The sequence below is a fragment of the Massilia yuzhufengensis genome (genome assembly GCF_900112225.1).
Lineage (GTDB): Bacteria > Pseudomonadota > Gammaproteobacteria > Burkholderiales > Burkholderiaceae_D > Telluria > Telluria yuzhufengensis.
Genome location: NZ_FOLD01000003.1, coordinates 1 through 26044, shown reverse-complemented (window position 1 = coordinate 26044; position 26044 = coordinate 1). Strand labels below are relative to the sequence as shown.

Genomic DNA, 26044 nt, shown 5'->3' with positions numbered 1-26044 from the left:
CCAGCCGCATTATCACATGGGGTCCTGAGGGCCGGCCATCTTTACAGGGCCGGCAAGGGCAGGCCTTCACCCAATAAAAAACGGCCGGTGTCGCCACCGGCCGTCCTCACATCAGGCGGATGCCTTCAAGCGCAGAGCTTAGAACTCGTACTTGAGGGTAGCCTGGATGGCCCACTGCGATTCGCCCTTGGCTTGGCGAACGTCCAGGTCTTCCACGTTGTTACGCACGCCGTAGACGTAGCGGCCCTGTGCATCCAGGCCGAGGTAGTCGACGAAGCTGCGCGCCTGTGCACCGGCGGACTGGAAGCCCACTTCCTCGATACGGCCCCACTTCTTGTTCAGCAGGTTGCCGAAGTTGAGGATGTCGAGTGCGAAGCTGGCCTTGTGCTTCTTCATGAAGCCCGGCAGTTCCTGGGTGATCTTCAGGTCGATGCTGTTGGTCCACGGCGAGAAGTCCGTGTTACGGCCAACCACGCCGCCCTTGGCATTGCGCAGGACTTCGTTGGCGTTGACGGTAGCCCAGAAGCGCGACTCGTTGGCCTTGTTGGTAGCGGTGTCGCCGAAGAACACGACGTCGCCCGAACCTTCGGCGCGTGGGATGTACATCAGGTCGTTGCCGGCCAGTCCGTCGCCATTCAGGTCGTTGTTGAAGGTCCAGCTGTATGGCTTGCCTTCACGGCCTTCATAGAACACGCCCAGACGGGTGCGGTATTCGCCGAAGAAGCGCTTTTCCCACGACAGGCGGGCATTGATACGCTCTTTCACCAGGTACGACGAGTTGGCGGCCACTTCTTCGTTCGGGTTGAACACCGAACGGCCCGACCAGCTCGAGTTCGAGGTCGACGAGGTCAGCGGCGAGACTTCGCTGGCGTTGGTGTGGGTGTAGGCCACCGACCAGCCGAAGCCCTTGCGGGTCGGGCTCGTCACCGAGAAGGTCACCAGCTGGGCGTCGCCCTTGCCGGTGCGCTGTGCCTGCAGCACGCGGTCGTAGCTCAGGTTCGACAGCGCCTTGGCGGTGTTCTGGCAACCGGTAGCCGCGCCGGCCGAGTTGTTGGTGAAGGTGTAGCAGTTCGCAGCCAGGCCGTTGGCGCTGTAGAACAGTGCGCGGCCATCGGTACCGGTACGGGTCGGTGCGCCCAGGTTCAGGTGCTGGTAGAAGATCGCATCCTTGTTCTCGGTCGCCAGCAATTCGGCGCCGAACACCAGGCCTGCAACCGGCAGCTCATGCTCGAAGGCCAGGTTGGCTTTCCAGATCGACGGCTGGCGCAGGCTTGGCGACAGGACGTCGACGTTGACCGCGGGGGTCGAGCCGGTCACGGTCTTCTGTGCGTTCACGTCCGGGGTGAACAGGCCGTCGGTGTTCGGGCAGCGGGTTGCGCCCGAACCCGAGCAGGTGATGGTGCGGGTAGCCACGCCAGGGTTCGAGAACGGGTTCGACATCCACACGGTCGCCGCAGCGCCCTGGAACAGGCCGAAACCGCCGCGCAGCTGGGTCGGACGCGCCGCGTCGAACTTGTAGTTGAAGCCGACGCGCGGCTGCCACAGCTTGTTGCCGTCGAAGGTGCGGGTGTTGTCGAGGCTGTAGCCGCCGGTCTGGCGTGCGAAGGTTGCGGCATTGCCGGCGACGGTAGGCAGGGCCACGTTGGCGTTGCGCAGCGGGGTGTTGTCGACATTGGTCATGTCGACGCGCACGCCGGCGCTGACGGTCAGCCGGTCGTTGACGTTCCAGTTATCCTGCAGGAACAGGCCGGTGTTCTTCATCGTGAACTGGGCAATCGCGTTGCTCAGCGAACCGCCGGCGACCGGCAGCTGCACGGTGTACGACGACGGACGGCCGCGCGAGAAGTTCTCGTAGATCGCAGCATCGATCTGGGCCGCGGTCGCGGTGGCGCAGTTGATGGCGCCGGCAGCCGATGCACCCGGCACGGCGCCATAGGTGAAGTTGTTATCGCACTGGAAGGTGTAGTTGCCGTACACGTTCTGCAGGAAGGCGTTGTACACCTTGTTCTGGGTGTAGTCGGCGCCGACCTTGAATTCATGGTCGCCCCACAGGTAGTTGGCGCCCGCGTACAGGTCCAGGGTCTTGGTGCCCAGGACGTTGTTGTGGCGGCTGCTTTCGGTACCGGTGTTCAGGAAACGGGTGCCGGTGCGGGTGCCGGCCGGTGCGTCCGCCGGCAGCGCGCCGGTGAACGAGAACGACATGGTCGGCAGCTTGGCCGCGTTGATCGGCACCGAGTCATAGTCGCGCTGCGAGATCTTGAATTCGGTCGACAGGTTCTCGGTCCAGTCCGAGAACACCTGGCCCACCAGGGTCTCGATGGTCTTGTCCTGGTTGTAGAACTGCGAGCTCAGTGCCACGCCGCTCTGCGAGAAGCCCGGGAAGATCGGCTCGTTCTGCGAGGTCTTCGAGTAACGCAGGTTGGCGCGGTGGTCGTCGCTGATGTTCCAGTCGAACTTGATCATGCGCTCTTCCGACTTCATCTTGGTACCGGCCGGCACCTGGGTGCTGCCGAGGTCGAAGTTGTAGCGGGACTGGGCGATGTCCTTCAGGCGGTTGATCTGGTTCGGGCTGATGCCGACCGTGGTGCCGGTGCCGGTGCCGATGGCGCCGAACTCAGGGCCGTTACGGCTGCTTTCATAGTTCTCGGCCAGGGCGAAGAAGAACAGGCGGTCCTTGACCAGCGGGCCGCTGACCCACAGGCCCTTGGTGTTGTCCTTGAACGCAGGGGCGTCGGTGTAGCTGTCGGTGGAGCGGTTGTAGCGCTCGCCGACCAGGCGGTCGTCGCGGGTCACGTAGTAGGCGCCGCCGTGGTACACGTTGGTACCCGACTTGGTCGCGGCGTTGATGTTGGCGCCGGTATAACCGCGCTGGGTCACGTCGTAGTTGGCGACGTTGACCTGCACCGAGGCGATCGCTTCCATCGAGATCGGCTGGCGTGCGGTCGGGCTGCCGTTGGCTTCCAGGCCGAAGGTGTCATTGACGGCCACGCCGTCGATGGTCATCGAGTTGTAGCGCGAGTTCTGGCCGGCTACCGAGATTTCGCCGCGGTCCTTGTCGGTCTGCGAGACGCGCGGATCGATACGCGCGAAGTCCTGCAGGTTGCGGTTGATCGATGCCTGGGTTTCCAGGTCGGCGCGGGTGATGGCGGTGACCGAACCCATCGTGTTGTTCGAGAAGATCTCCGAACGGGCAGCCGAACCGGTGACGGTCACGGTCTGCATGCTCTGGCCGAGGGTGGCATCGATGGCGGCGGTTTCAGCCAGCTCGATGAACACGTTCTCGCGGCGCTCCGAGACGCCGTCCTTGGTGATGACGATCGTGTATGGACCGCCCACGCGCAGGCCGCGTGCAACATAACGGCCTTCCGCGTCGGTGACGACATTGCTGACAGAACCGGACTCAGCGTGAACGATCTGCACCTGGGCGCCGACGGCAGGCTTGCCGTCCGGAGCCGAAATGCGGCCGCCGATAGCCGAGGTGGTGTTCTGTGCGAAGGCAGGCGCGGCAGCCAACGCAACCGACAAAGCCAGCGCGAGCTTGGTGAGCCGGATCTGTTGATGAGTGATCATTGATAACCCCAAATTGAACTTAATAGTTATAACGGGCAGCCGACGGTTGCCCATCTCTTACAGTACTGCAATCTTTTCTTGCTGCTTGGTACGCTGGCAGGTCTGCCGACGGTCGGCGGCGATTGTAATGTGCTGGTATGACAAGGAAGTGACAGGGCGCGGCCATGTATAAGGAATCAAATTTCTGGACATCAATGTCCAATATGCATGACCGTTAACATTCCGGCAAATTCGTTTTGGCTTACTTATTTATACAAACCGCGTATAAATGAAGTCCACACCTTGTCATTACACAAAGAAATTCAGCGTTTCCCAAGCAAAAAACACAGGCGGGATTATACGGGGGGCGTTCCTGAGTGAAATGCTTATGAGAAAAATTTCACGAAAGTCGCGGAGGGAGGGGGAATTTTGTAGCAGGATGGCCACAAAAATGGAGCGCGCCAGGATGCTTGACCAAGGCTTTATGGCGCGTCTGTAACCGTTCGGCACTCCGTCGCGATGGCCGGAATGCCGTGGTGGTGTTAGCGCGAGGACTTCCCCAGCTTGGCCAGGGCGGCGATTTTCGCTTCAAACGCGGCGAAACGCGCATCGAGCTGGCGGGTCAGGCGTTGTTTTTCCGCCACCGGCAGGAAGGCATAGCGGATGCTGTTGTACGAGGTCTTCTTCATTTCCGCGTAGTCCGGCTTGTAGCGGCTGGCGAACAGGACGTATTCGTTCGACAGCGTGTGGCGGGTCACGCCGGCGTCGTCGGTCGAAATCACATAGGGCACGCCGTATTGACGATACAGGGTCACCGGGTGGTTCGCGCCTTCGATGCCGTTGATGAAGGCGTTCGAGGTCAGGTTGATCTCGACCGGAATATCGTCCTTGCGCATCTTCGCCATGATGGCCGGGGCATTGGTCTCGTGGGCCAGGTCGATGCCGTGGCCGATGCGGTCGGCGCCGGCCACCACCAGGGCCTGGTCGATGTGGAACTTCAGGCCTTCCGGCGGCACGTCGCCCAGCGCCAGCTCGCCCGCGTGCATCGCGATCTTCACTTGCGGGTAGCGCGACTTGAGGAAGCGGAACATCTTCATGTGCAGCGCGTAGTCGCGCATCGAGACCATGGTGCTTTCCTGGCCGACGATATTCACGCCCACGATCTTGTCGCTCATGGCCGCGGCGCGGAAGCCCGACACCATCGAGGAAAACACCTGCGACGGGTTCAGCAGGCGCAGCACATAGGTCTGGTAGCGCATCGTGAAGCGCTCGTCGTCGATGCCTTCGGCCGCCTCGTGGATTTTCGTCACGAAGTCTTCGGTCGACTTCTTGAAACCGGCATCCTGGTCCAGCAGCGCCAGCCAGGCGCCCATCTGGGCGTCGAAGGCCTTGTCGTCATGGGCGTTCTGCCAGGCCTGGGTGTCGAAGTCCTTGTTCACCACGAAAGGCGACATCTTGAACATGGTCTCGATGTAGCCGACGTTCTCGGCGATGGCGCGTTTCTTGAGCTCCAGCAGGCCTTCGCGGAAGTTCGCGTTCGAGACCGGGCCGAAGAAGCCGAAGGTCTGGAAGAACAGGCGGTCCGGCGGCGGCTGGACCGCACCGTGGTTACTGAAATCCTTGTTGGACCAGCGCTGCAGCAGCTCGCGGTAGGTGTAGTCGTCGGCATACACTTCCGCGGTCGACAGGCAGTTGCGCTCCTTGGCCGGCTTGGCGCGCTCGGCCTCGATCACGTCCTTGCGGGTCTCGATCTGGTAGGTCTGCTTGTTGACGCAATAACCCTGCTTGTCGAGGAAGTCGACGTACTGCTCGGCATAGACCGACCCCGAATAATGGTGGTGCAGGTCGCCGCCCTTGGGCATCTGGGTGAAGAACAGGGTCAGCGCGGAGGTCTTCGGCTCGCCGGCGATCAGGCTGGCGTAATGGCGGGCGGTGGCCGCCTCGTTGGCGGTCGATGCCGGGCCCTTGGCCAGGGCTTGCGGGGCGCCGGCGACGGCCAGGGCGAGCAGGACGCCGCCGGTCAGTTTGGTGTACATGGATCGGGCTTTCTCGTGCGGTTGAATGGCAAGCAGGCGCCTGCGGTTGACCGCGCAACTCTATACGGTTGGGTAAGTGTTGGCAATATCGCTATGTAGGGTGGGCGGCTTCGCCGACCACCCTACCGTGCGTGGACCTGTTTGCCGTTCGAGTAAGTCGCCTTGATGCTGCGGTCGTCCCCCAGCAGCGCCAGCGCGAACAGCAGCTCTTCGAGCGACGCCAGTTGCGCGGTGCGGCGCGCCATCAGCGGCGTCGCCTTCGGGTCGAGCACGATGAAGTCCGCTTCCGCGCCCGGTGCAAAGCTGCCGATCGTGCCTTCCAGCCCCATCGCGCGCGCCGCGCCCAGGGTGGCCAGGTAGAACATGCGCTCGGCCTTCAGATAGCTGCCCTTCAGGCGCGCCACCTTGTAGGCTTCGTTCATGGTCTGCAGCATCGAGAACGACGTGCCGGCGCCGACGTCGGTGCCCAGCGAGAGCAGCGCCCCGGCCCGGTCGGCGCGCTCGAAGTCGAACAGGCCGCTGCCCAGGAACAGGTTGGAGGTCGGGCACACGGCCGCCGCCGACCCGGTATGCGCCATGCGGGCGAAGTCGTCGTCGTCGAGCCAGATGCAGTGGCCGAACAGCGCGCGCGGGCGCATCAGGCCGAAGCGCTCGTACACGTCCAGGTAGCTGCGCGCCTGCGGGTGCAGCTCGCCCACCCACTTGCATTCGTCCTTGTTTTCCGAGACGTGGGTCTGGATGAAGGTGTCCGGGTAGGCGGCGGCCAGTTCGCCGGTGGCGTGCAGCTGGGCGTCGGTCGAGGTGGGAGCGAAGCGCGGGGTGATCGCATACAGCTGGCGGCCGCGCTTGTGCCACTTCTCGATCAGGGCGGCGCTGTCGCCGACGCCGCCTTCGACGTCGCGCAGGAAGTCCGGGCAGTGGCGGTCCATCAGCACCTTGCCGGCCACCATGCGCAGGTTGCGCGCTTCGCTCACCTCAAAAAAGGCGTCCACCGACTGCGGATGCACGGTGCAGTAGACAACCGCGGTGGTGGTTCCGCAGCGCAGCAGCTCGTCGAGGAAGAATTCGGCGGTCGAGCGCGCGTGCGCCGGGTCCTCGAAGCGGCGCTCCGTGGGAAAGGTGTAGGTCTCCAGCCACGGCAGCAGGCCGGGGCTGGGCGAGGCGATCATGTCGGTCTGCGGGAAATGCAGGTGGGTGTCGATGAAGCCGGGCGTGATCACCATGCCGCGGTAGTCGACCGGCGTCACGCCGTCCGGCAGCATGCAGGCCAGCTTCGCGTAGTCGCCCGCGGCCTTGACGCGGCCATCTTCGATAAGCAGCAGGCCATCCTCGTGCCAGGCATGGGCGTCGTCGTTGAAGGCCGGGTCGGCGTGGAAATGCAGCAGGCTGGCACGGTAGGCCTGCATGGTGGTTGTTGCGGTGGACATCAGTTCAATTCCGGAGAAATATCAGGTTGGCGGGCCGCCGCTTCCCACAGGGAGAGCAGCTGGGCCGCCACGGAGGCCGCGATCACGGCCGGGGCCTTGCCCTCGATGCCGGGCAGGCCGACCGGGCAGACCATCTCGGCCAGGCGCGCGCTATCGACGCCGCGTTCGCGCAGGCGGTGCTCGAACTGGCGGCGCTTGGTTTCGGAGCCGATCAGCCCGAACCAGTCGTGGCCGGGGCGCGACAGTATCGCGTGCGACAGGCGCAGGTCAAGTGCGTGGCTGTGGGTCATCACCAGGAAGGTGGTGCCGTGTGCCGCGTTTGCAACAAGCGACTCGGGCGTGTCGGTCGCTTCCACCGTCGCGTTGGCCGGCAGCACCGCCGGGAACAGGTCGTCGCGCTCGTCCACCCAGGTCACGCGGCAAGGCAGCTCGGCCAGCGCGCGCACGATGGCGGCGCCGACATGGCCGGCGCCGAACAGCATCAGGTGGGCACGGGGGGCCAGCACGGCGTCGACCAGCCAGCGCCGGCCGCCCTCTTCCAGCACGTGGGTGCCGGCAGCGCGATCGAAGGCCGGGCAGTCGCCGCCGGCAAGCTGGCGACCGCTCGCGTCGAACAATCCCGTAGGGTGGTCGGCTGCGCCGACCGCGCGTTCAGCTGAAGACGGCATCTCGGCCGCGCTTGCGCTGGTTGAACGCGCGGTCGGGGAGCCCGACCACCCTATGCACACCACGCGCCAGGTATCTTCATTGCGGCGTGTCTCCAGCAGCGCCAGCTGGGCCGGATCCGCCATCTCGAACGCCAGCCACGCGATTCCGCCGCAGCATTGGCCAAGACTCGGCCCCAAGGGAAACCGCTCGATATGCGCCTCGCCGCCGCCCGCCAGCATGGCGCGCGCAATCTCCAGCGCCCGGTGCTCCAGGTGGCCGCCGCCGATGGTGCCGTGGAAGGCATCAAGCGCCACCAGCATCCGTGCGCCCGCTTCGCGCGGCACCGAGCCCTCGGCCCGGGCCACCGTCACCAGCACCGCCGGCCCCTGTGGCGCCGTAAGCAAGCCCTCGATCATCACGCGCCCTGCGCCGCTTCGACCGCCGCGATCGCACGCAGGATTTCCTCGCAGGTGGCCGGCGCGTTCAGCGGCGGGTTCACCCGATGGCCGCCGACGCTGGAAATCGCGTCGCGGATGGCGAAGAACACCGAGAACGGCAGCAGCAGCGGCGGCTCGCCCACGGCCTTGGAGCGGTGGATGCTGTCGGCCACGTTGCGGTTCTTGAACAGGCGCACGCGGAAGTCTTGCGGGCAGTCCGAGATGCCGGGAATCTTGTAGGTCGAGGGCGCGTGGGTCATTAACTTGCCGGCCGGGTTCCACCACAGCTCTTCGGTGGTCAGCCAGCCCATGCCCTGGATGAAGGCGCCTTCGACCTGGCCGATGTCGATCGCCGGGTTCAGCGAGTTGCCGGCGTCGTACAGCGCGTCGGCGCGCACCAGCTTCCATTCGCCGGTAAGGGTATCGACCACCACTTCCGACACCGCCGCGCCGTAGGCGAAGTAGGAGAAGGGGTTGCCGTTCATGGTCTTCGGGTCCCAGTGCAGGCCCGGGGTGGCATAGAAGCCGTCGGACCACAGCTGCACGCGGGCCAAATACGCCTTGGCCACCACCTCGCCGAAGCGGAGCGCCTGCCCGGCCACGAACACGGTGTCGTCGGCGAAACGGACTTCCGAGGCGTCGCCGCCGAACTGCGCGGCGACGAAGGCCGCCAGGCGGTCGCGGATCTTGCGCGCGGCGTCCTGGGCGGCCTTGCCGTTCAGGTCGGCGCCGGTGGAGGCCGCGGTGGCCGAGGTGTTGGCGACCTTGCTGGTATTGGTGGCGGTGGCGCGCACCCGTTCCAGGTCCACGCCCAGCTCGTGCGCAACCACCTGCATCACCTTGGTATTGATGCCCTGCCCCATCTCGGTGCCGCCATGGTTGACCAGGATCGAGCCGTCCACGTACACGTGCACCAGCGCGCCGGCCTGGTTCAGGTGGGTGACGTTGAAGGCGATGCCGAATTTCACCGGCGTGATCGCCAGCCCCTTCCTGAGCACCGGGCTGGTGCGGTTGAACTCAGCGATCCGGGCGCGCCGGGCGCGGTAGTCGCTGCTCTCTTCCAGTTCGGCGACCAGCTCGTGGATGACGTTGTCGACGATGGCCTGGCCGTAGGGGGTGACGTTGCGCTGGTTGCTGCCGTAGAAGTTCAGGCGGCGGATGTCCAGCGCATCGCGGCCGAGCGCGCGCGCGATCTCGTCGATGATGTACTCGATGGCGATCGCGCCCTGCGGCCCGCCGAAGCCGCGGAAGGCGGTGTTCGACTGGGTATTGGTCTTGCCGCAGGCGGCGCGGATCTCGACGTCCGACAAATAATACGTGTTGTCGAAGTGGCAGACGGCGCGCGTGGCCACCGGCCCGGACAAGTCGGCCGAATAGCCGGCGCGGGTGACCATGTCGACCTTGGCCGCCACGATGCGGCCTTCGCGGTCGTAGCCGGCTTCGTACTGGTAGTGGAAGCAGTGGCGCTTGCCGGTGACGAGCATGTCGTCGTCGCGGTCGGCGCGCAGCTTGACCGGACGGCGCAGGCGCGCGGCCGCGATCGCCGCGCCGGCCGCCCACAGCGCCGACTGCGATTCCTTGCCGCCGAAGCCGCCGCCCATGCGGCGGCACTCGACCACCACGTGGTGCGAATGCAGGCCGAGCGCGTGCGCCACCACGTGCTGCATTTCGCTCGGGTGCTGGGTCGAGCAGTAGACGTGCATCCCGCGGTCTTCGCCGGGAATCGCGTAGGCGATCTGGCCTTCCAGGTAGAACTGTTCCTGGCCGCCGACGTGGAGTTCGCCCTTGACCCGGTAGGGGGCCGTCGCGAACGCGGCTTCCGCGTCGCCGCGCGCGAGCCGCATCGGCGGCAGCACATAGGACTGCGCTGCGCGCGCCGCCTGCGGCGTCAGGATGGCCGGCAGGTCTTCATAGTCCACCTTCGCCAGCTTGGCGGCGCGGCGCGCATTGTCGTGGCTGTCCGCGACGACGATGAACACCGGCTGGCCGACATACTGCACCAGGCCATCGGCCAGGATCGGGTCGTCGTGGATGATGGGCCCGCAGTCGTTCAGGCCCGGGATATCCTGGGCGGTGAGCACCGCGACCACGCCGCGGCTGGCGCGTACCGGCGCGAGGTCGATGCTGTTGACGCGCGCGTGGGCGCGGCTCGACAATCCCAGCGCCGCATGCAGGGTGCCCGCCAGCTCGGGAATATCGTCGGTATAGGTGGCCTGGCCGAGCACGTGCAGCACGGCCGATTCATGCGGCCGCGCGCGGCCGACTTCTTGCCAGTCGGCCTTGTTGAGGGCAGGTGTGCCTGCGTCGTTCATGTCCGTTCTCCTCTCAGCCGGCCGCGAAGGCGTTGACAGCGCTGGCCGGCAGCGGATGGTCGGTGCGGGTTTCAAGCCAGAAGCGGCGCAGCAGGTTCTGCGCGGCCTGCAGCCGGTAGCCGCTGGAAGCGCGCATGTCGCTCAGCGGCGCGTAATCCTGCCCCATCGCGGCCATCGCGGCGCGCAGGGACGCTTCATTCCACGGCTGGCCGATCAAGGCCGCTTCCGCCGCGGCGGCGCGTTTCGGGGTGGCGGCCATGCCGCCGAAGGCGATGCGGGCACTGGCCACGAGGTCGCCGTCCAGGGTCACGGTAAACGCCGCGCACACGGCCGAGATATCCTGGTCGAAGCGCTTGGCCAGTTTGTAGGTACGGAACTGCACACCCGCGCGCGGCAGCGGGATGCGCAGCGCCTGCACGAATTCGTCCGCACGCAGGTCTTTCTGCTGGTAGCCCAGGTAAAGATCTTCCAGCGCGAGCTGTCGTTCGCCGCCGGCGCCGCGCAGCAGCACCTGGGCGCCGAGCGCGATCAGCCACGGCATCGAATCGCCGATCGGCGAGCCGTTGGCGACGTTGCCGCCCAGGGTCCCGGCATTGCGGATCGGGAGCGAGGCGAAGCGCTGCCACATCTCGGCCAGTTCATCCGGATAGTGGCGGCACACGGCCGCGTAGGCGTCGCTCAGCGTGACGCCGGCGCCGATCTCCAGCATTCCGCCCGCCTCGCTGACGGTCTTGAGTGCCTCGACCTGGCCCAGGTAGATGATGTCGTCCAGCTCGCGCATGTGCTTGGTGACCCACAGGCCGACATCGGTCGACCCGGCCAGCAGCAGCGCGGCAGGGTGCTCCGTGCGCAGCCGCACCAGTTCCTCGAGCGTGCGCGGTGCGTGGAAGCGCCCACCCCTGGCTTCGTAGCTGAACCCGTGCGCGCGCTGCAGCGCCTGCAGGCGTTCGGCCAGCGCGGCGCGATCGAAGGCGGCGGCGGGAAGCTCGACCATGCGGCGGGCGGCGTCGATGATCGGGCGATAGCCGGTGCAGCGGCACAGGTTGCCCGACAGCGCGTCGTCGATCTGGCAGCGCGAGGGCTGGCGCCCGGAAAGCCCGTGGCTTTCCTGCTTCAGGTACATGCCCCACAGCGACATCGCAAAGCCCGGCGTGCAGAAGCCGCACTGCGAGCCATGGCATTCGACCAGCGCCTGCTGCACCGGGTGCAGGCTGCCGTCCTGCTGCTGCAGGTCTTCCACCGTAAACAGGGCCTTGCCGTCGAGGGTGGGGGTAAACTGGATGCAGGAGTTGACGGCCTTGAGTTCCAGCTTGCCGTCTTCCAGCGAGCCGATCACCACCGTGCAGGCCCCGCAGTCGCCCTCGGCGCAGCCTTCCTTGGTGCCGGTGCAATGCAGGTCTTCCCGCAGGTGCTGCAGGATGGTTTGCGTGGGCGGCACGTCCCGGACTTCCTGGACGGCCCCGCGGTAATAGAATCGGATCGGGTCTGGCATGGTGGCGCGTCTCTCTACGTGACTGGCGGTGCGACAAGGGCGAAGGGCGGAAGGCTACCACCCGGGGCAGCGTGACTTATAAGGTTTTGAATATATCGCTTATCTATTTATAAGCATACCTAATGAATCCGCCTGCTCTTTCATTCTAGGAAAGGATGCACCGATTTCCAGTGATTGGCGATATCGATGCGGCGCGTGATCCATACATGCTGGAAGCTGCCCACGTAATCGAGGAAGCGCGCCAGCGCCGCCGCCCGCGCCGGCCGCCCCACCAGCCGGCAGTGGAGCCCGATCGACAGCATCTTCGGCTGGTTCAGCCCGTTCGGGTCGCCTTCCGCGTACAGCACGTCGAAGGCATCCTTCAGGTAGTCATAGAACTGGGTGCCCGAATTGAACCCCTGCATGGCGGCGAAGCGCATGTCGTTGGTGTCCAGGGTATAGGGCACCACCAGGTGCGGCCGCACGCTTGCGTCGCCCATGCTCACGCGCTCCCAGAACGGCAGGTCGTCGCCGTAATGGTCGGCGTCGTAGGCGAAGCCGCCATGCTCGACCACCAGCCGGCGCGTATTGGGCGAATCGCGCCCGGTGTACCAGCCCAGCGGCGCTTCTCCGGTGAGCTCGCGCATGATCTGCACGGCTTGCGCCATGTGCGCCCGTTCAGTGTCTTCGTCGGCGTGCTGGTAGGAGATCCAGCGCAGGCCGTGGCAGGCGATTTCGTGGCCCAGCTCGCGGAAAGCGCTGACGGCCTCGGGGTTGCGCTTGAGCGCCATCGCCACCCCGAACACCGTCAGCGGCAGGCCGCGCTCCTCGAACAGGCGCAGCACCCGCCACAGGCCGGCGCGCGAACCGTATTCGTAGAGCGACTCCATGCTCATGTGGCGCATCGGGAAGCTGGCCGCGCCGATGATCTCGGACAGGAAGGTTTCCGAACCCGCGTCGCCGTGCAGCACGGAATTTTCACCGCCTTCCTCGTAGTTGAGCACGAACTGCAGCGCCACCCTGGCCTGGCCGGGCCACTGGGGATGGGGCGGGTTGCGGCCGTAGCCGGCCAGGTCGCGCGGGTAGTTGCTGTAGGTGTCCATGGGGTCCGGAAAAAGGCGGGTATATCGGCGATCATATATTGCAGGAAGCACAAGCGTATATGATTGGCCGCATACTCCACTTCAGCGCAAGCATATGGGCAAACTCTCCACCCACGTCCTCGACACCGCCCACGGCCGCCCCGGCGCCGGCGTACGGGTCGAGCTCTACGGCATCGCCCCGGGCGGGCGCACCCTGATCAAGTCCGACGTCACCAACGACGACGGCCGCTGCGGCGCCCCGCTGCTGGAAGGCGCACAGCTGCAGACAGGCCAGTACGAACTGGTATTCCACGCCGGCGACTATTTCGCCGCCCAGGGCGTGGACCTGCCCGCGCCGCGCTTCCTCGACCGCGTCACCATCGCCTTCGGCATCGCCGACGCCGGGCAGAACTACCATGTGCCGCTGGTGATGACGCCCTGGTCCTGGTCGACTTACCGCGGAAGTTAAATTGGTGGCACTCCAAGTTGAACAGAAGTATTATTTGCTCAACAACAACCTGGAGCTGGCCCCCCATGCACGTATCCACCGCCCCCGCCGACCCGCTTGACCTGCCCGCCGCGCCGGGCATCGCCGTCAGCCGCATCGGCATCGGGCTGGTCCAGGGACTGGTGCTCTACCTGCTCTACAGCGCCGCGATGGACCTGGCCTGGCCGGCCACCCGGCCGCTGCTGTTCCTGCCGCTGCTGATGGTGGCCGTGATCGTGCCGGTCATCGCCATCAGCGGCCTGGGCCACATGACGCGGCGCCAGCTGCTGCTGTGGGTCGCCGCCGGCGCCGCCATCATCGCCGCCCTCGCCTGCTACGACGCCTGGCGCATGGAAGGCGCCTGGCGCCCGTCGCCCGCGCCGCGCGGGCCGGAACCTTCGCCCGAGCTGTGCCTGTTCCTGGCGGCCGGCTTCTTCATCGCCCATGCGCTGGTGCTGTCCGGCGCCCAGGAAGGCCGGCGCATCGCCAGCTATGCCAGCTATTTCGAGACGGCCTGGAAGCTGGGCGTGCAGCTGGCTTTCAGCGGCCTGTTCGTGGGCGTGACCTGGCTGGTGCTGCAGCTCGGCGCCCAGCTGTTCCTGCTGATTAAACTCGACTTCCTCAGCAAGGCGATCGCGCAATCCTGGTTCTCGATCCCGGTCACCACCTTTGCCTTCGCCTGCGCCATGCACCTGACCGACGTGCGCCCGGCGATCGTGCGCGGCATCCGCAACCTGCTGCTGGTGCTGCTGTCCTGGATCCTGCCGGTGCTCACGCTGCTGGTGCTCGGTTTCCTGGCCAGCCTGCTGTTCACGGGCCTGGAACCATTGTGGGCCACGCGCCGCGCCGCCGCCGTGCTGCTCGGCGCGGCCGCCGCCTTCGTGGTGCTGGTCAACGCCGCCTGGCAGAACGGCGACGCGCCGGCCGCGCGCGTGGTGGCGCTGTCGGCGCGCATCGCCGCCGTGCTGCTGGTGCCGGTGGTGGCCTTGTCCGTGTACGCGCTGGCCCTGCGCGTGGGCGACCATGGCTGGACCGGCGACCGGGTGCTGGCGGCCGCCTGCATGCTGGTAGCGGCCTGCTATGCGGGCGGCTATGCGGCCGCCGCCATGCGCAAGGGCTGGCTGCGTTCGCTCGCCGGGGTCAATATCGCGGCTGCCTTCGTCGTGATCGGCGTGCTGCTGGTGCTGTTCTCGCCGCTGGGCGACCCGGACCGCATCTCGGTGAACGACCAGCTGGCGCGGCTCGAATCGGGCCAGGTCTCGGCCGCGACGTTTGATGCGCGCTACCTGCATTTCCAGGGCGCCCGCTACGGCCGCGAAGCCCTGCTGCGGCTGGAAGCGGACACGGCGCGCCCGGACAATCCGCTGCTGCGGCTGCGCATCGCAGCGGTGCGCAAGGAGCGCTATCCGCAGTGGGAAAACGTAATGCAGGACCCGCCGGTGCTGGCCGAGAGCCTGCGGGTCTGGCCCAAGGGCGCGCGCCTGCCGGCCAGCTTCCTCAAGATGAACTGGTCGCAGGTGAGCGGCACGCCCGGCTGCCTGCGCGAGCGCGGCGCGATGTGCGACGCCTTCATGCTCGACCTCGGCGGCAGTCCCACGCCGGAAGTGGTGCTGGTCGGCGCTTTCCAGGGCGCGGTGCTGCAGGAAGACAGCGACGGCTACTGGACGGTGGCCGGCGCCCTGCAGCCGCGCCTGGCCGACTGCCCGCGCCTGCGCCAGGCCTGGCGCGCGGGCGAAGTGCGGCGCGCGCCGGCGGCCTGGGACGACCTGGAGATCGCCGGCCAGCGCGTCCCGATGCGGGAATCCTTCGACCTGCAGCGCGACTGCAGGAATGGCGAAGCGGCCGCGCCGGCGCCCGTCCCCGCGCCGGTCCAGCCGGACGCTGCGCGGCAGTAAATCGCGCTATGCTTGGGCTTACCGCGTCGGGGAGCCCACATGGCCTTGCACATCGTTCATTTCATCGGACCGATCAACCACACTTCCGCCTGCGCGGTGCGCAACCTGTGCCTGCAGGCAGTGCAGAGCGGCGCCACCGAGATCGAGCTGCACATGTCCAGCGAAGGCGGCAACATGACGGCTGGCTTCGCCCTGTACTTCTTCCTCAAATCGCTGCCGGTCCCACTCACCACCCACAACATCGGCAGCGTCGAGTCGATCGCCGTCGTCATCTTCCTGGCCGGGCACAAGCGCTACGCCTGCCCCGGCACCCGCTTCCTGGTCCACCCGCTGCACTGGGGCTTCGGCAGCCTGGTCGCGGCCGACCACGCCCGCGTCTCCGAATGGCGCGACTGCCTCGATTTCGACGCCGAGCGCTACGCCAGCATCTTTCTCGAGGCCACCACTGCGGCCGGTCCGGCCACCGATATCCGGCACAACCTCACGGGCAACGCCCGCATCTTCGACGCCCAGCAAGCGGTGCAAGCGGGCATCGTCGACGAAGCCAGGCAGGCCGAGCTGCCGCCGGCAGGAAGCACTTGTCACTGGTGGAATTAACCTTGGTTTAATTGACAACGCGCTGTTTCAATTGCGCAACGCCAAAAGAGAGTTTGCTACCCAATTGTCACCAATTGTCATCATTTTTGTTGCCGGGAAAATTGCTCACTGGATAGAATGATTTCCAGTGTTTACGGCGTTGCCAGCTTGCTGCTTTGTCAGCGCCGCCCTTCCCAAGCAGCTGTACGCAATTTTTAGCGCATCAAAAAATGATTACCAAAAAACGTGTGATTGCTACCCTGCTGGCGCTTCCGCTGGCAGCAACGACCGCCCATGCGCAGGACAGCGCGGGCTTTCCTGCCGTAAAAATCAGTGGCTTCGGCACCGGCGCCCTGACCTGGGCCGATACCGACAAGGCCGAGTTCGCTCGCCCGAACCAGGCTTCCGGCTCCTCGAACAACATCCGCACCGGCGTCGACTCGAACCTCGGCCTGCAGGCCGACATGCCGGTCAACAGCTGGCTGTCGCTGACCGCCCAGGGCCTGGTGCGCAAGGATGCCGAAGACAGCTACGGCGCCGAACTGAGCTGGGCCTTCGCCAAAGCCCGCATCTCGGATGAACTGAGCGTGCGCGTCGGCCGTGTCGGCCTGCCGGTGTTCATGATTTCGGACTACCGCAACGTCGGCTACGCCAACCACATGCTGCGCCCGCCGGCGGAAGTGTATTCGCAGGTGCCGTTCAACAGCATCGACGGTGCGGACATCACCTGGCAGCACGCCTTCGGCGACACCAGCGTGACCACCCAGCTGGCCTACGGCAATGTGAAGTCGCCGGTATCGGGCGGCATCCACATCAAGGGCAAGGGTATCGCCGCCCTGAACGTGAGCGCCGAACACGGCCCGTTCACGGTGCGCGCCGGTCATGCGACCGCCAAGGTCAGCATCGACGATTCGGTGTCCCTGAACACCCTGCTCGGCGGGCTGCGCACAGCCGGCGCGGGCTACCGCTTCGCTCAGCTGGCGCCGCTGGCAGCCGAGATCGAAGTGAGTGAAAAGCGCGCCACCTTCAGCTCGCTGGGACTGGCGATGGACTGGAACGACATCGTCGTCCAGACCGAGTTCGCCAAACGCAAGACCAAAGCCTATATCAACGACACCAGCGCCTGGTACGTGATGGGTGGCTACCGCATCGGCAAGTTCATGCCCTACGTCAGCCACAGCCGCCTGAAGATCGACGGCACCGTGGCCAACACCGTCCCGGCAGCCTGCCCGGCCGGCTATCCTGCCGCCTGCACCCCGACGCTGCAGGCGCTCGGCGCCGGCGTACGCCGCCTGTCGAACACCGGCGTGGGCCAGGGCGAGCAGTCGACCAACACCATCGGCGTGCGCTGGGACTTCGCCAGCTCGGTCGCGCTGAAGGCACAGGTCGACCGCGTCAAGCCGAAGAACGGCACCGGCCTGTTCACGAACCCGCAGCCGGGTTTCAACGACACCGTGACCGTCGGCGCCGTCGCCCTCGATTTCGTCTTCTAAGGAGCGGCCATGAACAAGATTCTCGCAAGCCTGTTCGCCGTCGCTGCACTGGGCGCCGTTGCCCCGGCCATGGCCGAAGTGGTCGTGGTGGTGAACCCGAAAGCCGCCGAAGCCACGATGAGCAAGGAGCAGGTCGCCCAGTTCTTCCTCGGCAAGTCGTCCAGCATGACTCCGATCGACCAGGCCGACGCCAGCGCCATCCGCACCGAGTTCTATAAAAAGGTCGCGGACAAGGATGCGGCCCAGGCCAAGGCCCTGTGGTCCAAGCTGGTCTTCACCGGCAAGGCCACGATGCCCAAGGAAGTCGCCGACAGCGCCGCCGTGAAGGCCGCCGTCGCCGCCAACCCGAAGGCGATCGGCTATATCGACAAGAGCGCGGTCGACGGCAGCGTCAAGGTCGTCTACACCGCACAGTAAGCGCCAGGCCCGCGTGGGCCGGCGTTTGCATGACTAGGTAGCACCCGCCGCCGGCCTCGACGCCGCCGGCGGTTTCTGCATTCTGGAGACATCATAATGAGCATCAAGCGCAGGATCTGGGCACTGCCCGTCATTTCCGCCATTATTTTCGGCCTCGGCGCCGGCGCCAGCGCGATGATCGCGAACGGCGCACTGAACTCGATCACCACGACCGCCAGCGTCGACTACCCGGTGCTCGATGCCTCCAAGGCACTCATCCTGGACGTGGCCGCCATTACCGGCGGCCTGCAGGACGCTGTCGCCGAAGGCGACAAGGACAAGATCAACGAAGTGGGCGAGCAGGCGGTCAAGCTGCGCGCCAAGCTGCAGAAATTCAGCCAGATCCCGGGCCAGCAAGACACCGGCGCCCGCCTGGCCAAGGAATTCGACGCCTACTACGCGCCGGCCCTGTCGGCCGCGCGCATCATGCTCGAAATGGAACAGGGCGATCCGCAAGCCGTGGTCGGCAAGATGCAGTCGACCATGGCCACCCTGACCGGCGACCTGGCCAAGGTCAACGAAACGGCCCAGCGCCAGTTCGCGGCCGGCATCGAGGCCAGCAAGGACAGCGTGAACCAGGTGATGATCTCGATGATCGTCACCGCGCTGGTCGTCATCGCCTGCCTGGCGGTGGTGTCCTGGTTCGTGGTGCGCACCATCTGGCAGCAGCTGGGCGGCGAACCGGAATACGCACGCGAGATCGCCCAGGCCGTGGCCGCCGGCGACCTGTCGACCGAGATCCGCATCGAAGCCGGCGACACCGGCAGCCTGCTGGTGGCCCTGAAGGACATGCGCGGCCGCCTGGCGACCCTGGTGGCCGAGATCAAGGCGTCGGCCGACACCATCGCCATGGCCAGCTCGGAAATCGCCAGCGGCAACGCCGACCTGGCGCGCCGCACCGAATCGCAGGCCTCGAGCCTGGACCGCACCACCCGCTCGATGGAAGAGCTGACCGGCGCCGTGCGCGAAAACGCCACCGCCGCCAGCCAGGCCAACACGCTGGTGGAGACGGCAACCAATATCGCCACCCGCGGCGGCCAGGTGGTGGGTGGCGTGGTGACCACCATGGGCGACATCAACAGCTCGGCCAAGAAGATCGTCGAGATCATCTCGGTCATCGACGGCATCGCCTTCCAGACCAACATCCTGGCGCTGAACGCGGCGGTGGAAGCGGCGCGCGCCGGCGAACAGGGCCGCGGCTTCGCGGTCGTGGCCGGCGAGGTGCGCAACCTGGCCCAGCGCTCGGCGGCGGCAGCCAAGGAAATCAAGGAACTGATCGGCGACTCGGTCGCCAAGGTCAGCGCCGGCAGCGCGCTGGTGGACGAAGCCGGCGTGACCATGGGCCAGATCGTTGAATCGGTGCGCAAGGTGCAGACCATCATGATGGAAATCAGCGCCGCCGGCGCCCGCCAGAGCACCGGCATCGACGAAATCGGCCGCGCCATCGGCAGCATCGACGAGATGACCCAGCAGAACTCGGCGCTGGTGGAAGAAGCGTCGGCGGCGGCGGAGTCGCTGACCGAGCAGACCACCCAGCTGACCGGGGCGCTGTCGGTGTTCAAGCTGGAGCCGGGCACGCCGGTGATGGCGGGGGCGGCGCGCAGGTTGGCGTTGCAGTAAGTTTTATATATGTACGTAGCGGCTACCGCTTGCTGTGGTGGTTTGCTACGGACTTAGGTACCGGCCTTCGCCGGTACCTAATCTTGCCAGCACACCGCACACAGCGTGCACCCCATCAACCCCCTCACCCGCCGCCATCAAGGCGTATGCTTGTCGCCTGAACCATAATGCTTGTCGGCCCAACCACAGGCATTGTCGGCTGGGCCATAAAACACCCCTTGCCAAGGCGTAGCCGTGGCGCGCACGCATCTACGCGGGAGCAAATCCTTTACAAATTTGATGCTCGTAGGCATCATCGAGATTATCCTTCCCGGGTCGTCCGCCCCGTTTTCACAGCTCTCCCTTAGCGCTCTCTTATGGCAGCAGTCCTCCCGAACACGATCACTGGCGCGCCCCTGTCGGGCCTGGCGCGCGCGCTCGTGCAGGCGAGCCGGCTGAGCCCGGGACAGGCCGATGCGCTGCACAAGAAAGCGGCCCTCGACAAGACCGCCTTCATCGACGCCCTGCTCGAAAGCGGCCTGATCGACTCCGCCACCCTGGCCAGCTTCTGCGCCGAGACCTTCGGTTATCCGCTGCTCGACCTGTCGAGCTTCTCGCCCGAAGCGATCCCGCTGACCGCCATCGACGCCAGGCTGATGCAGGCCCAGCGCGTCATTGCGCTGGCCAAGCGCGGCAACAAGATGTCGGTGGCGCTGTCCGACCCGACCAATACCCAGGCCCTGGACCAGATCAAGTTCCAGAGCGAAGCGTCGGTCGAGCCGGTGATCGTCGCCCACGACGTGCTGGTCAAGCTGCTGGCCAGCCTGGCCAAGAACGCCGAGCAGAGCCTGAACGACCTGGCCGGCGAAGAAGCGGAAATCGAGTTCGCCGAAGAAGAAGCCCAGGCGAGCACGGCGCCGGACGCGACCAACGACGTCGAGGACGCGCCGATCGTGCGCTTCCTGAACAAGATCCTGATGGATGCAGTGCAGCTGGGCGCCTCGGACATCCACTTCGAGCCCTACGAAAAATACTACCGGATCCGCCTGCGGGTGGACGGCGTGCTGCGCGACCATGCGTCGCCGCCGCTGTCGATCCGCGAAAAGCTGGTCTCGCGCATCAAGGTGCTGGCCAAGCTCGACATCTCGGAAAAGCGCGTGCCCCAGGACGGCCGCATGCGCCTGGTCATGGGCCCGACCCGCACCATCGACCTGCGCGTGAGCACCCTGCCCACACTGTTCGGCGAGAAGACCGTCATGCGTATCCTGGACGCGACCCAGGCCCAGATGGGCATCGACGCGCTCGGCTATGACGCCGACCAGAAGGCGCTGCTGCTCGACGCCATTTCGCGCCCCTACGGCATGGTGCTGGTCACCGGCCCCACCGGTTCCGGCAAGACGGTGTCGCTGTACACCTGCCTGAACGTATTGAACAAGCCGGGTATCAATATCTCGACCGCGGAAGACCCGGCCGAGATCAACCTGCCCGGCGTGAACCAGGTCAACGTCAACGACAAGGCCGGCCTGACCTTCCCGGTGGCCCTGAAATCCTTCCTGCGCCAGGATCCCGACATCATCATGGTCGGCGAGATCCGCGACCTGGAAACCGCCGACATCGCGATCAAGGCCGCCCAGACCGGCCACATGGTGTTCTCGACCCTGCACACCAACGACGCGCCGTCGACCCTGACGCGCCTCATGAATATGGGCGTGGCGCCCTTCAATATCGCCTCGTCGGTGATCCTGATCACGGCCCAGCGCCTGGCGCGCCGCCTGTGCGCCTGCAAGCAGCCCATCGAGATCGGGCGCGAAGCCCTGGTCGCGGCCGGCTACCGCGATACCGACCTGGATGGCAGCTGGAAACCCTACGGCCCCGCCGGCTGTGACCGCTGCCTCGGCTCGGGCTACAAGGGCCGGGTCGGCATCTACCAGATCATGCCGATCACGCCCGCCATCGAAGCGCTGATCCTGGCGCACGGCAACTCGATGGACATCGCCGCCCAGGCCGAGAAGGATGGCGTGAACTCGCTGCGCCGCTCGGGCCTGATGAAAGTGAAACAGGGGCTGACCAGCCTCGAAGAAGTGCTCGGCTGCACCAACGAGTAGCAAGGGAATTTAAGGACGATATGGCAAGCCTCTTACCCACCAAGAACCAGGGCGGCGCCCAGGTCAAGGAAAAGGTCTATGCCTGGGAAGGCAAGGACCGCACCGGCAAGACCGTGCGCGGCGAACTGCGCGCCGGCGGCGAGGCGATCGTCAACGTCACGCTGCGCCGCCAGGGCATTTTGGTCACCAAGGTCAAGAAGAAGGCCTACCGCAGCGGCAAGAAGATCACCGACAAGGACCTGACCCTGTTCACGCGCCAGCTCGCCACCATGATGAAGGCCGGCGTGCCGCTGCTGCAGGCCTTCGACATCGTCGGCAAGGGCCATTCGAACCCGTCCATGTCCAAGCTGATCATGGACCTGCGCAACGACGTCGAGACCGGCACCAGCCTGAACAATGCGTTCCGCAAGTACCCACTGTATTTCGACCCGCTGTTCTGCAACCTGGTGGGCGCCGGCGAACAGGCCGGCATCCTGGAAGACCTGCTCACGCGGCTGGCGATCTACAAGGAAAAGACGCTGGCGATCAAGGCCAAGATCAAGTCGGCCCTGATGTACCCGATCTCGATCATCGCGATCGCCTTCGTGGTGACCGCGGTCATCATGATCTGGGTGGTGCCGGCCTTCAAGGAAGTGTTCAAGAGCTTCGGCGCCGACCTGCCGGCGCCGACCCTGATCGTGATGGCGATCTCGGAATTCTTCGTCACCTGGTGGTACATGATCTTCGGCTCGATCTTCGCCGGCTTCTATTTCTTCTTCCAGGCCTGGCGCCGCTCGCTCAAGATGCAGCAGGCGATGGACCGCATCCTGCTGCGCCTGCCGATCTTCGGGGCCGTGATCCGCAAGGCGACCATCGCGCGCTGGACCCGCACCCTGTCGACCATGTTCGCGGCCGGCGTGCCGCTGGTGGAAGCGCTCGATTCAGTCGGCGGCGCCTCGGGCAACAACGTCTACCTGGAAGCGACCCGCAAGATCCAGACCGAGGTCAGCACCGGCACCAGCCTGACCATCTCGATGCAGAACGTGAACGTGTTCCCGAACATGGTGATCCAGATGGTGCAGATCGGCGAGGAATCCGGCTCGCTCGACGCCATGCTGGGCAAGGTGGCCGATTTCTTCGAGGAGGAAGTCGATGAAGCAGTGGCCGCGCTGTCCTCGCTGATGGAGCCGCTGATCATGGTGATCCTGGGCGTGCTGATCGGCGGCCTGGTGATTGCGATGTATATGCCGATCTTCAAGCTGGGGGCGGTGGTGTAAGGGTTGCTCCAGCTGTGGGTTCTCGGAATACTTCGCAGTGTCTCAGAAAACTTCGCAGTGAGTTTGCAGTCGCTCTCATGTAATTCGCAGTAGGTCTACCTCAGCTGAGGTAGAACTACTGCCTAGCGTAGCGCCTCATGAGATTATTGCTATCCTGATTGCAGAGCTTCCTTAACTCGCCACTTATCCAGAGAGCGGCAAATACGTTAGTGCTACGGCTGTGTTCGTCTACGTCCGCTATCGACCCAAAGCCGACGTCCGCAGATAGGCAGAAGCCCATGAGCTCCGCCTGCCCCTAAGCTGCAGCTATTTGCCGCGACTAAGAGGGCGCCATGGTAGCCGCTGGCGTACGCCCCCTGATGCTGGACGGTGAGCGCCTGGTCAAGCGCCTTAGGACCTACCCGCAGATCGTCCGGGAAGTCTCATGAGCGAGTTGGTAACGGTCTACCGTGGTCAGACAGTCCGCACGGTACTGGAACTTGACCCGCCCACCGGGCGAAAATGGCGAACAAGCCTCGGATTGGTTCCCACTATGCATCTGAGCCGTCGAACGTCTCTAAGTGAATGTCCGCATGGTTGGCATCGATTCAAGTTAAGCCTCTCAAGTGAACAAAGCCGTCGCGAAATATTTCGTGCAGTGATAAATTAGCAATGTCATAATGCAAACACGAAATTTCACTTGAATATTGGGGACTAATCCGATGAAAGATCGACGCAATTTTTTGCTAGGTGCTACTGGTGCGATTGGCGCCGCAGCCGTTACTTCGGGGGCCGCATCCGCAGCGGCAAGAAACAAATCCCTTCCACAAATAAAAAGTGCAAAAGGCAGCGACTTTCGGACGATCCGTGAAGAATTGACTAAGTCTTTTGTTGAAGAGGATAAGGATCTCCGCAAGTGGCTACAAGTTTTTGATAAAGACGTGGCTAGTCTTTCTTCGATTGCGGTACGAACGGCTGGACAAAATTGGAACAAGATTGCAGCCAAAGGTGAACCAAAATTCGACCCGAGGCAAGTAGAGCAGAATTTGTCGATCGCCAGTTCGTTGCTTGACGACGCACTTAGATTTCGGAATGAGCTCGCCGCGTTAGAAATTGCGGCTGTGAATGAGGGCCTGCACTATCAGCAAGGACTGCAATCCTTGCAAGTAGCTGAATATGTCATCGCCAACAGCTCATCGGAACCGGCTGCTGAAGCTTTATCCGAAGCTTATCGAATCGCAGCGGGAGTGGAAAACAAAAAAACCGTCGAAAGTGAACGCACGCTAGCCGATGCCGATGCTGCAAAAAATTTCGCCAACTTCAACGCGGTACAACATGATGCTGCGTTGTCGAATATGGTTATCGCAAGGAATAGCTTAAGCGCGCACAAAGCTGAACTTCTCCAACAAGGAAGTGCGAAAAACTTTAAAGAACGTTACTTACGACTACTTCCGTACTACATGGAGAGCTTGGGTGAAGCGTACCAGCGTAGTTATGCTGCGTCCCTTGCATTTACCGAACTGTACGGCCCCAACTCGGAACTCGAACTATTTACTTCGGATACCACGGACGACACTATTCGGAAGTGGTCGGAGAAACAGTTTTTGCTATCACCCTACCGGGAAAAGATTCTTGCAGAATTCAGTCAAGAGCAGGTTACTGCAGGCGACGTCGTTGACGCGCTTGTCGCTTGGTGCAGGAATTCGATCGATTTGATGGAGGCGGCCGCGCAGCACGAGACGGAGTTCACCGTTCTTATACCTTTACGCCAAGAAATTCTTGCCAACCTCGACGGCACACGAAAACCGCTGGTGTCGGCCGCTCAATACACAACAGCCCTAGATGATGGATCGGGCATCTTTGAGTTTAAGCTTACTAAGGAAATGTTGTTCGAGGACTACGGAGGCGAGATATTGGACTTGGATCGCGTTCGGATGATTGGAGTCGGCTTGCTCGTCAGTATGGCCACACCTGGCGAGGAGGCCGTTTTGCAGGTGTATAGTGGAAGAATCACCGTCGCTTCGCTTTCAGTGGCGGGAGCTCCTATTTTTAAACGTCCCCCAGTCACAATCGGTCGCATCAAGCTGGCATCCCAGTCGGGACCAAGCAATGATAGTGACTTAGTATATTCGGACGCCATTCATAACCTTAAACCTGACACGCTATGGAAAATTCGAATTTCCCAAAGGAGTATTCGAGCCCGGCCCCAAGCTATTTTGGCCGCGGCAAAGCGCAGTAAGATTGACGAAGTGTTACTAGCAATTCGCATTCGTGCTTTCATTAAATCGATATAGGCCGGGAGCGAGATAATGAGAATGAAACGAATAATTCGTCCGGGCGGACCGTTGGCAACGGGCCTGTTCTTGGAGGGTGCGCGATCAGGGAATTCGACCGATCGAACGTTGCAAGGCCTCACTTCCATCGGCCTGGGATCCATCATGTTGATTGGAGGTTGCGTTGTGGTGGGGACTGCCACAGGCTTTCCTCTCATCTTGGGCGCAATCTCGCTTAGCGCATCAATGGTGCATATTTTTTCTGGAAATTTATATTTGTCGAATAATATTGGTCAAGAACAATTTGACAAGATCAGCTTTGCGCAGGACCTGATCACTGATCCGTTTTACTCGGCTGTATACGTTGGTTACCGGGCTTTTCGAAGAGAGCACCATCAGAGCCACGAAGCTGCCGAGTTCGTATCGCTCTTCATCAATGGCATATCAGTCGCGCGTAGCTGGCGAGAGTTACGGAATTCCGGTGAGGCGTTTTCGGTCGCGCAGGAATATGAACTAGGATCTTTTCTTGCTAAGTCAACGGCCGCGTTCGACCCGGCCCCACCAGTACAGAAGCAAATTAGCGTTGTGCGTACAAATGAACCGCGACCGGAATCTGATCAGCATCGTAGTTCAGCACGCCAGGCACAACAGGAGATGCTCAGCTCGCGGAGTCCTCCTGCTAGTGAAGCGCTTAGCGGGAGACAGCTTGGTGAACATAAAGCCGGTAAGGGAGAACTTGGCGCGCAAGATGGCAATCGCCGCAACGGCAAGGGAATTCCAGAGTATGATTCCTCTACTATGGGAAAGCTATTGAACGTCGGAAAGCCAAAGCTTAATTAGGAGAAACCTAACCCCTTCCTTGATGGAAATTCAAACGGCTGGCCGAAACCGGTCGTTGAGCTAAGCATAGCAGGTTGCCAGGGCCGAAAATCGCGGACTTTCACGAAGGACCGGATTCGACCC

Annotated in this window: 17 protein-coding genes; 10 read left to right on the top strand and 7 right to left on the bottom strand. The window is 64.0% G+C overall.

What is annotated here, in order from left to right; translation table 11 throughout:
- Positions 1-138 precede the first annotated feature (138 nt).
- The 7 genes from BM031_RS03670 to puuE form a co-directional block, all read right to left on the bottom strand.
- A complete protein-coding gene (locus BM031_RS03670; protein ID WP_091871313.1) occupies positions 139-3570 on the bottom strand; it encodes a TonB-dependent receptor in 3432 nt (1143 codons plus the stop codon).
- Positions 3571-4091: 521 nt separating this feature from the next.
- Complete coding sequence (locus tag BM031_RS03665; RefSeq protein ID WP_091871310.1) at positions 4092-5585, bottom strand: amidohydrolase family protein; 1494 nt, start codon at positions 5583-5585, stop codon at positions 4092-4094.
- A 122-nt stretch (positions 5586-5707) separates the two neighbouring features.
- The gene (gene guaD / locus BM031_RS03660) at positions 5708-7012 is read right to left on the bottom strand and encodes a guanine deaminase (protein ID WP_091871307.1); all 1305 of its coding nucleotides are present in this window, start codon (positions 7010-7012) and stop codon (positions 5708-5710) included.
- Entirely contained in the window at positions 7012-8076 is a 1065-nt protein-coding gene (gene xdhC / locus BM031_RS03655; protein ID WP_091871305.1) for a xanthine dehydrogenase accessory protein XdhC, read from the bottom strand. The genes guaD and xdhC overlap by 1 nt, the downstream gene beginning before the upstream one ends.
- Entirely contained in the window at positions 8076-10409 is a 2334-nt protein-coding gene (xdhB, locus tag BM031_RS03650; RefSeq protein ID WP_091871302.1) for a xanthine dehydrogenase molybdopterin binding subunit, read from the bottom strand. Before xdhB ends, xdhC begins: the two co-directional genes overlap by 1 nt.
- Positions 10410-10422: 13 nt before the next feature.
- Positions 10423-11901, bottom strand: a complete 1479-nt coding sequence (xdhA, locus tag BM031_RS03645) for a xanthine dehydrogenase small subunit (RefSeq protein WP_091871299.1) — start codon at positions 11899-11901, stop codon at positions 10423-10425.
- A gap of 140 nt (positions 11902-12041) precedes the next feature.
- A complete protein-coding gene (gene puuE / locus BM031_RS03640; protein ID WP_091871295.1) occupies positions 12042-12983 on the bottom strand; it encodes an allantoinase PuuE in 942 nt (313 codons plus the stop codon).
- A gap of 94 nt (positions 12984-13077) precedes the next feature.
- On the opposite strand from puuE, the gene uraH reads away from it, so the two are divergent.
- The 10 genes from uraH to BM031_RS24905 all read left to right on the top strand — a co-directional run bounded on the left by uraH (position 13078) and on the right by BM031_RS24905 (position 25921).
- The gene (gene uraH, locus BM031_RS03635; protein ID WP_091871292.1) at positions 13078-13431 is read left to right on the top strand and encodes a hydroxyisourate hydrolase; all 354 of its coding nucleotides are present in this window, start codon (positions 13078-13080) and stop codon (positions 13429-13431) included.
- A gap of 65 nt (positions 13432-13496) precedes the next feature.
- The gene (locus tag BM031_RS03630; RefSeq protein ID WP_091871289.1) at positions 13497-15344 is read left to right on the top strand and encodes a DUF4153 domain-containing protein; all 1848 of its coding nucleotides are present in this window, start codon (positions 13497-13499) and stop codon (positions 15342-15344) included.
- Positions 15345-15383: 39 nt separating this feature from the next.
- Positions 15384-15941 carry a ClpP family protease gene (locus BM031_RS03625; RefSeq protein ID WP_091871287.1) on the top strand — a complete coding sequence of 186 codons (558 nt, stop codon included), beginning with the start codon at positions 15384-15386 and terminating at the stop codon, positions 15939-15941.
- A 209-nt stretch (positions 15942-16150) separates the two neighbouring features.
- Positions 16151-17413, top strand: coding sequence for a porin (locus BM031_RS03620; RefSeq protein ID WP_091871284.1), 1263 nt, complete (start codon positions 16151-16153; stop codon positions 17411-17413).
- Positions 17414-17422: 9 nt separating this feature from the next.
- Positions 17423-17830, top strand: coding sequence for a hypothetical protein (locus BM031_RS03615; protein ID WP_091871282.1), 408 nt, complete (start codon positions 17423-17425; stop codon positions 17828-17830).
- 96 nt (positions 17831-17926) lie between these two features.
- Positions 17927-19489: a methyl-accepting chemotaxis protein gene (locus tag BM031_RS03610; protein WP_091871279.1), complete on the top strand. Its 1563-nt coding sequence runs from the start codon at positions 17927-17929 to the stop codon at positions 19487-19489.
- A gap of 356 nt (positions 19490-19845) precedes the next feature.
- Positions 19846-21573 (top strand): type IV-A pilus assembly ATPase PilB, encoded by a 1728-nt coding sequence (gene pilB, locus BM031_RS03605; RefSeq protein ID WP_091871276.1) that lies wholly within the window; start codon positions 19846-19848, stop codon positions 21571-21573.
- 20 nt (positions 21574-21593) lie between these two features.
- Positions 21594-22829, top strand: a complete 1236-nt coding sequence (locus BM031_RS03600; protein ID WP_091871274.1) for a type II secretion system F family protein — start codon at positions 21594-21596, stop codon at positions 22827-22829.
- Positions 22830-23530: 701 nt separating this feature from the next.
- Positions 23531-25102, top strand: a complete 1572-nt coding sequence (locus BM031_RS24910; protein WP_143084506.1) for a hypothetical protein — start codon at positions 23531-23533, stop codon at positions 25100-25102.
- A gap of 15 nt (positions 25103-25117) precedes the next feature.
- Positions 25118-25921, top strand: coding sequence for a hypothetical protein (locus BM031_RS24905; RefSeq protein WP_143084505.1), 804 nt, complete (start codon positions 25118-25120; stop codon positions 25919-25921).
- The last annotated feature ends 123 nt before the right edge of the window (positions 25922-26044 follow it).

Bases quoted from the DNA above. Each gene is read 5' to 3' on its own strand.
- BM031_RS03670 (WP_091871313.1), bottom strand. From the start codon at position 3,570: ATGATCACTCATCAACAGATCCGGCTCACCAAGCTCGCGCTGGCTTTG.
- BM031_RS03665 (WP_091871310.1), bottom strand. From the start codon at position 5,585: ATGTACACCAAACTGACCGGCGGCGTCCTGCTCGCCCTGGCCGTCGCC.
- guaD (WP_091871307.1), bottom strand. From the start codon at position 7,012: ATGTCCACCGCAACAACCACCATGCAGGCCTACCGTGCCAGCCTGCTG.
- xdhC (WP_091871305.1), bottom strand. From the start codon at position 8,076: ATGATCGAGGGCTTGCTTACGGCGCCACAGGGGCCGGCGGTGCTGGTG.
- xdhB (WP_091871302.1), bottom strand. From the start codon at position 10,409: ATGAACGACGCAGGCACACCTGCCCTCAACAAGGCCGACTGGCAAGAA.
- xdhA (WP_091871299.1), bottom strand. From the start codon at position 11,901: ATGCCAGACCCGATCCGATTCTATTACCGCGGGGCCGTCCAGGAAGTC.
- puuE (WP_091871295.1), bottom strand. From the start codon at position 12,983: ATGGACACCTACAGCAACTACCCGCGCGACCTGGCCGGCTACGGCCGC.
- uraH (WP_091871292.1), top strand. From the start codon at position 13,078: ATGGGCAAACTCTCCACCCACGTCCTCGACACCGCCCACGGCCGCCCC.
- BM031_RS03630 (WP_091871289.1), top strand. From the start codon at position 13,497: ATGCACGTATCCACCGCCCCCGCCGACCCGCTTGACCTGCCCGCCGCG.
- BM031_RS03625 (WP_091871287.1), top strand. From the start codon at position 15,384: ATGGCCTTGCACATCGTTCATTTCATCGGACCGATCAACCACACTTCC.
- BM031_RS03620 (WP_091871284.1), top strand. From the start codon at position 16,151: ATGATTACCAAAAAACGTGTGATTGCTACCCTGCTGGCGCTTCCGCTG.
- BM031_RS03615 (WP_091871282.1), top strand. From the start codon at position 17,423: ATGAACAAGATTCTCGCAAGCCTGTTCGCCGTCGCTGCACTGGGCGCC.
- BM031_RS03610 (WP_091871279.1), top strand. From the start codon at position 17,927: ATGAGCATCAAGCGCAGGATCTGGGCACTGCCCGTCATTTCCGCCATT.
- pilB (WP_091871276.1), top strand. From the start codon at position 19,846: ATGGCAGCAGTCCTCCCGAACACGATCACTGGCGCGCCCCTGTCGGGC.
- BM031_RS03600 (WP_091871274.1), top strand. From the start codon at position 21,594: ATGGCAAGCCTCTTACCCACCAAGAACCAGGGCGGCGCCCAGGTCAAG.
- BM031_RS24910 (WP_143084506.1), top strand. From the start codon at position 23,531: ATGAAAGATCGACGCAATTTTTTGCTAGGTGCTACTGGTGCGATTGGC.
- BM031_RS24905 (WP_143084505.1), top strand. From the start codon at position 25,118: ATGAGAATGAAACGAATAATTCGTCCGGGCGGACCGTTGGCAACGGGC.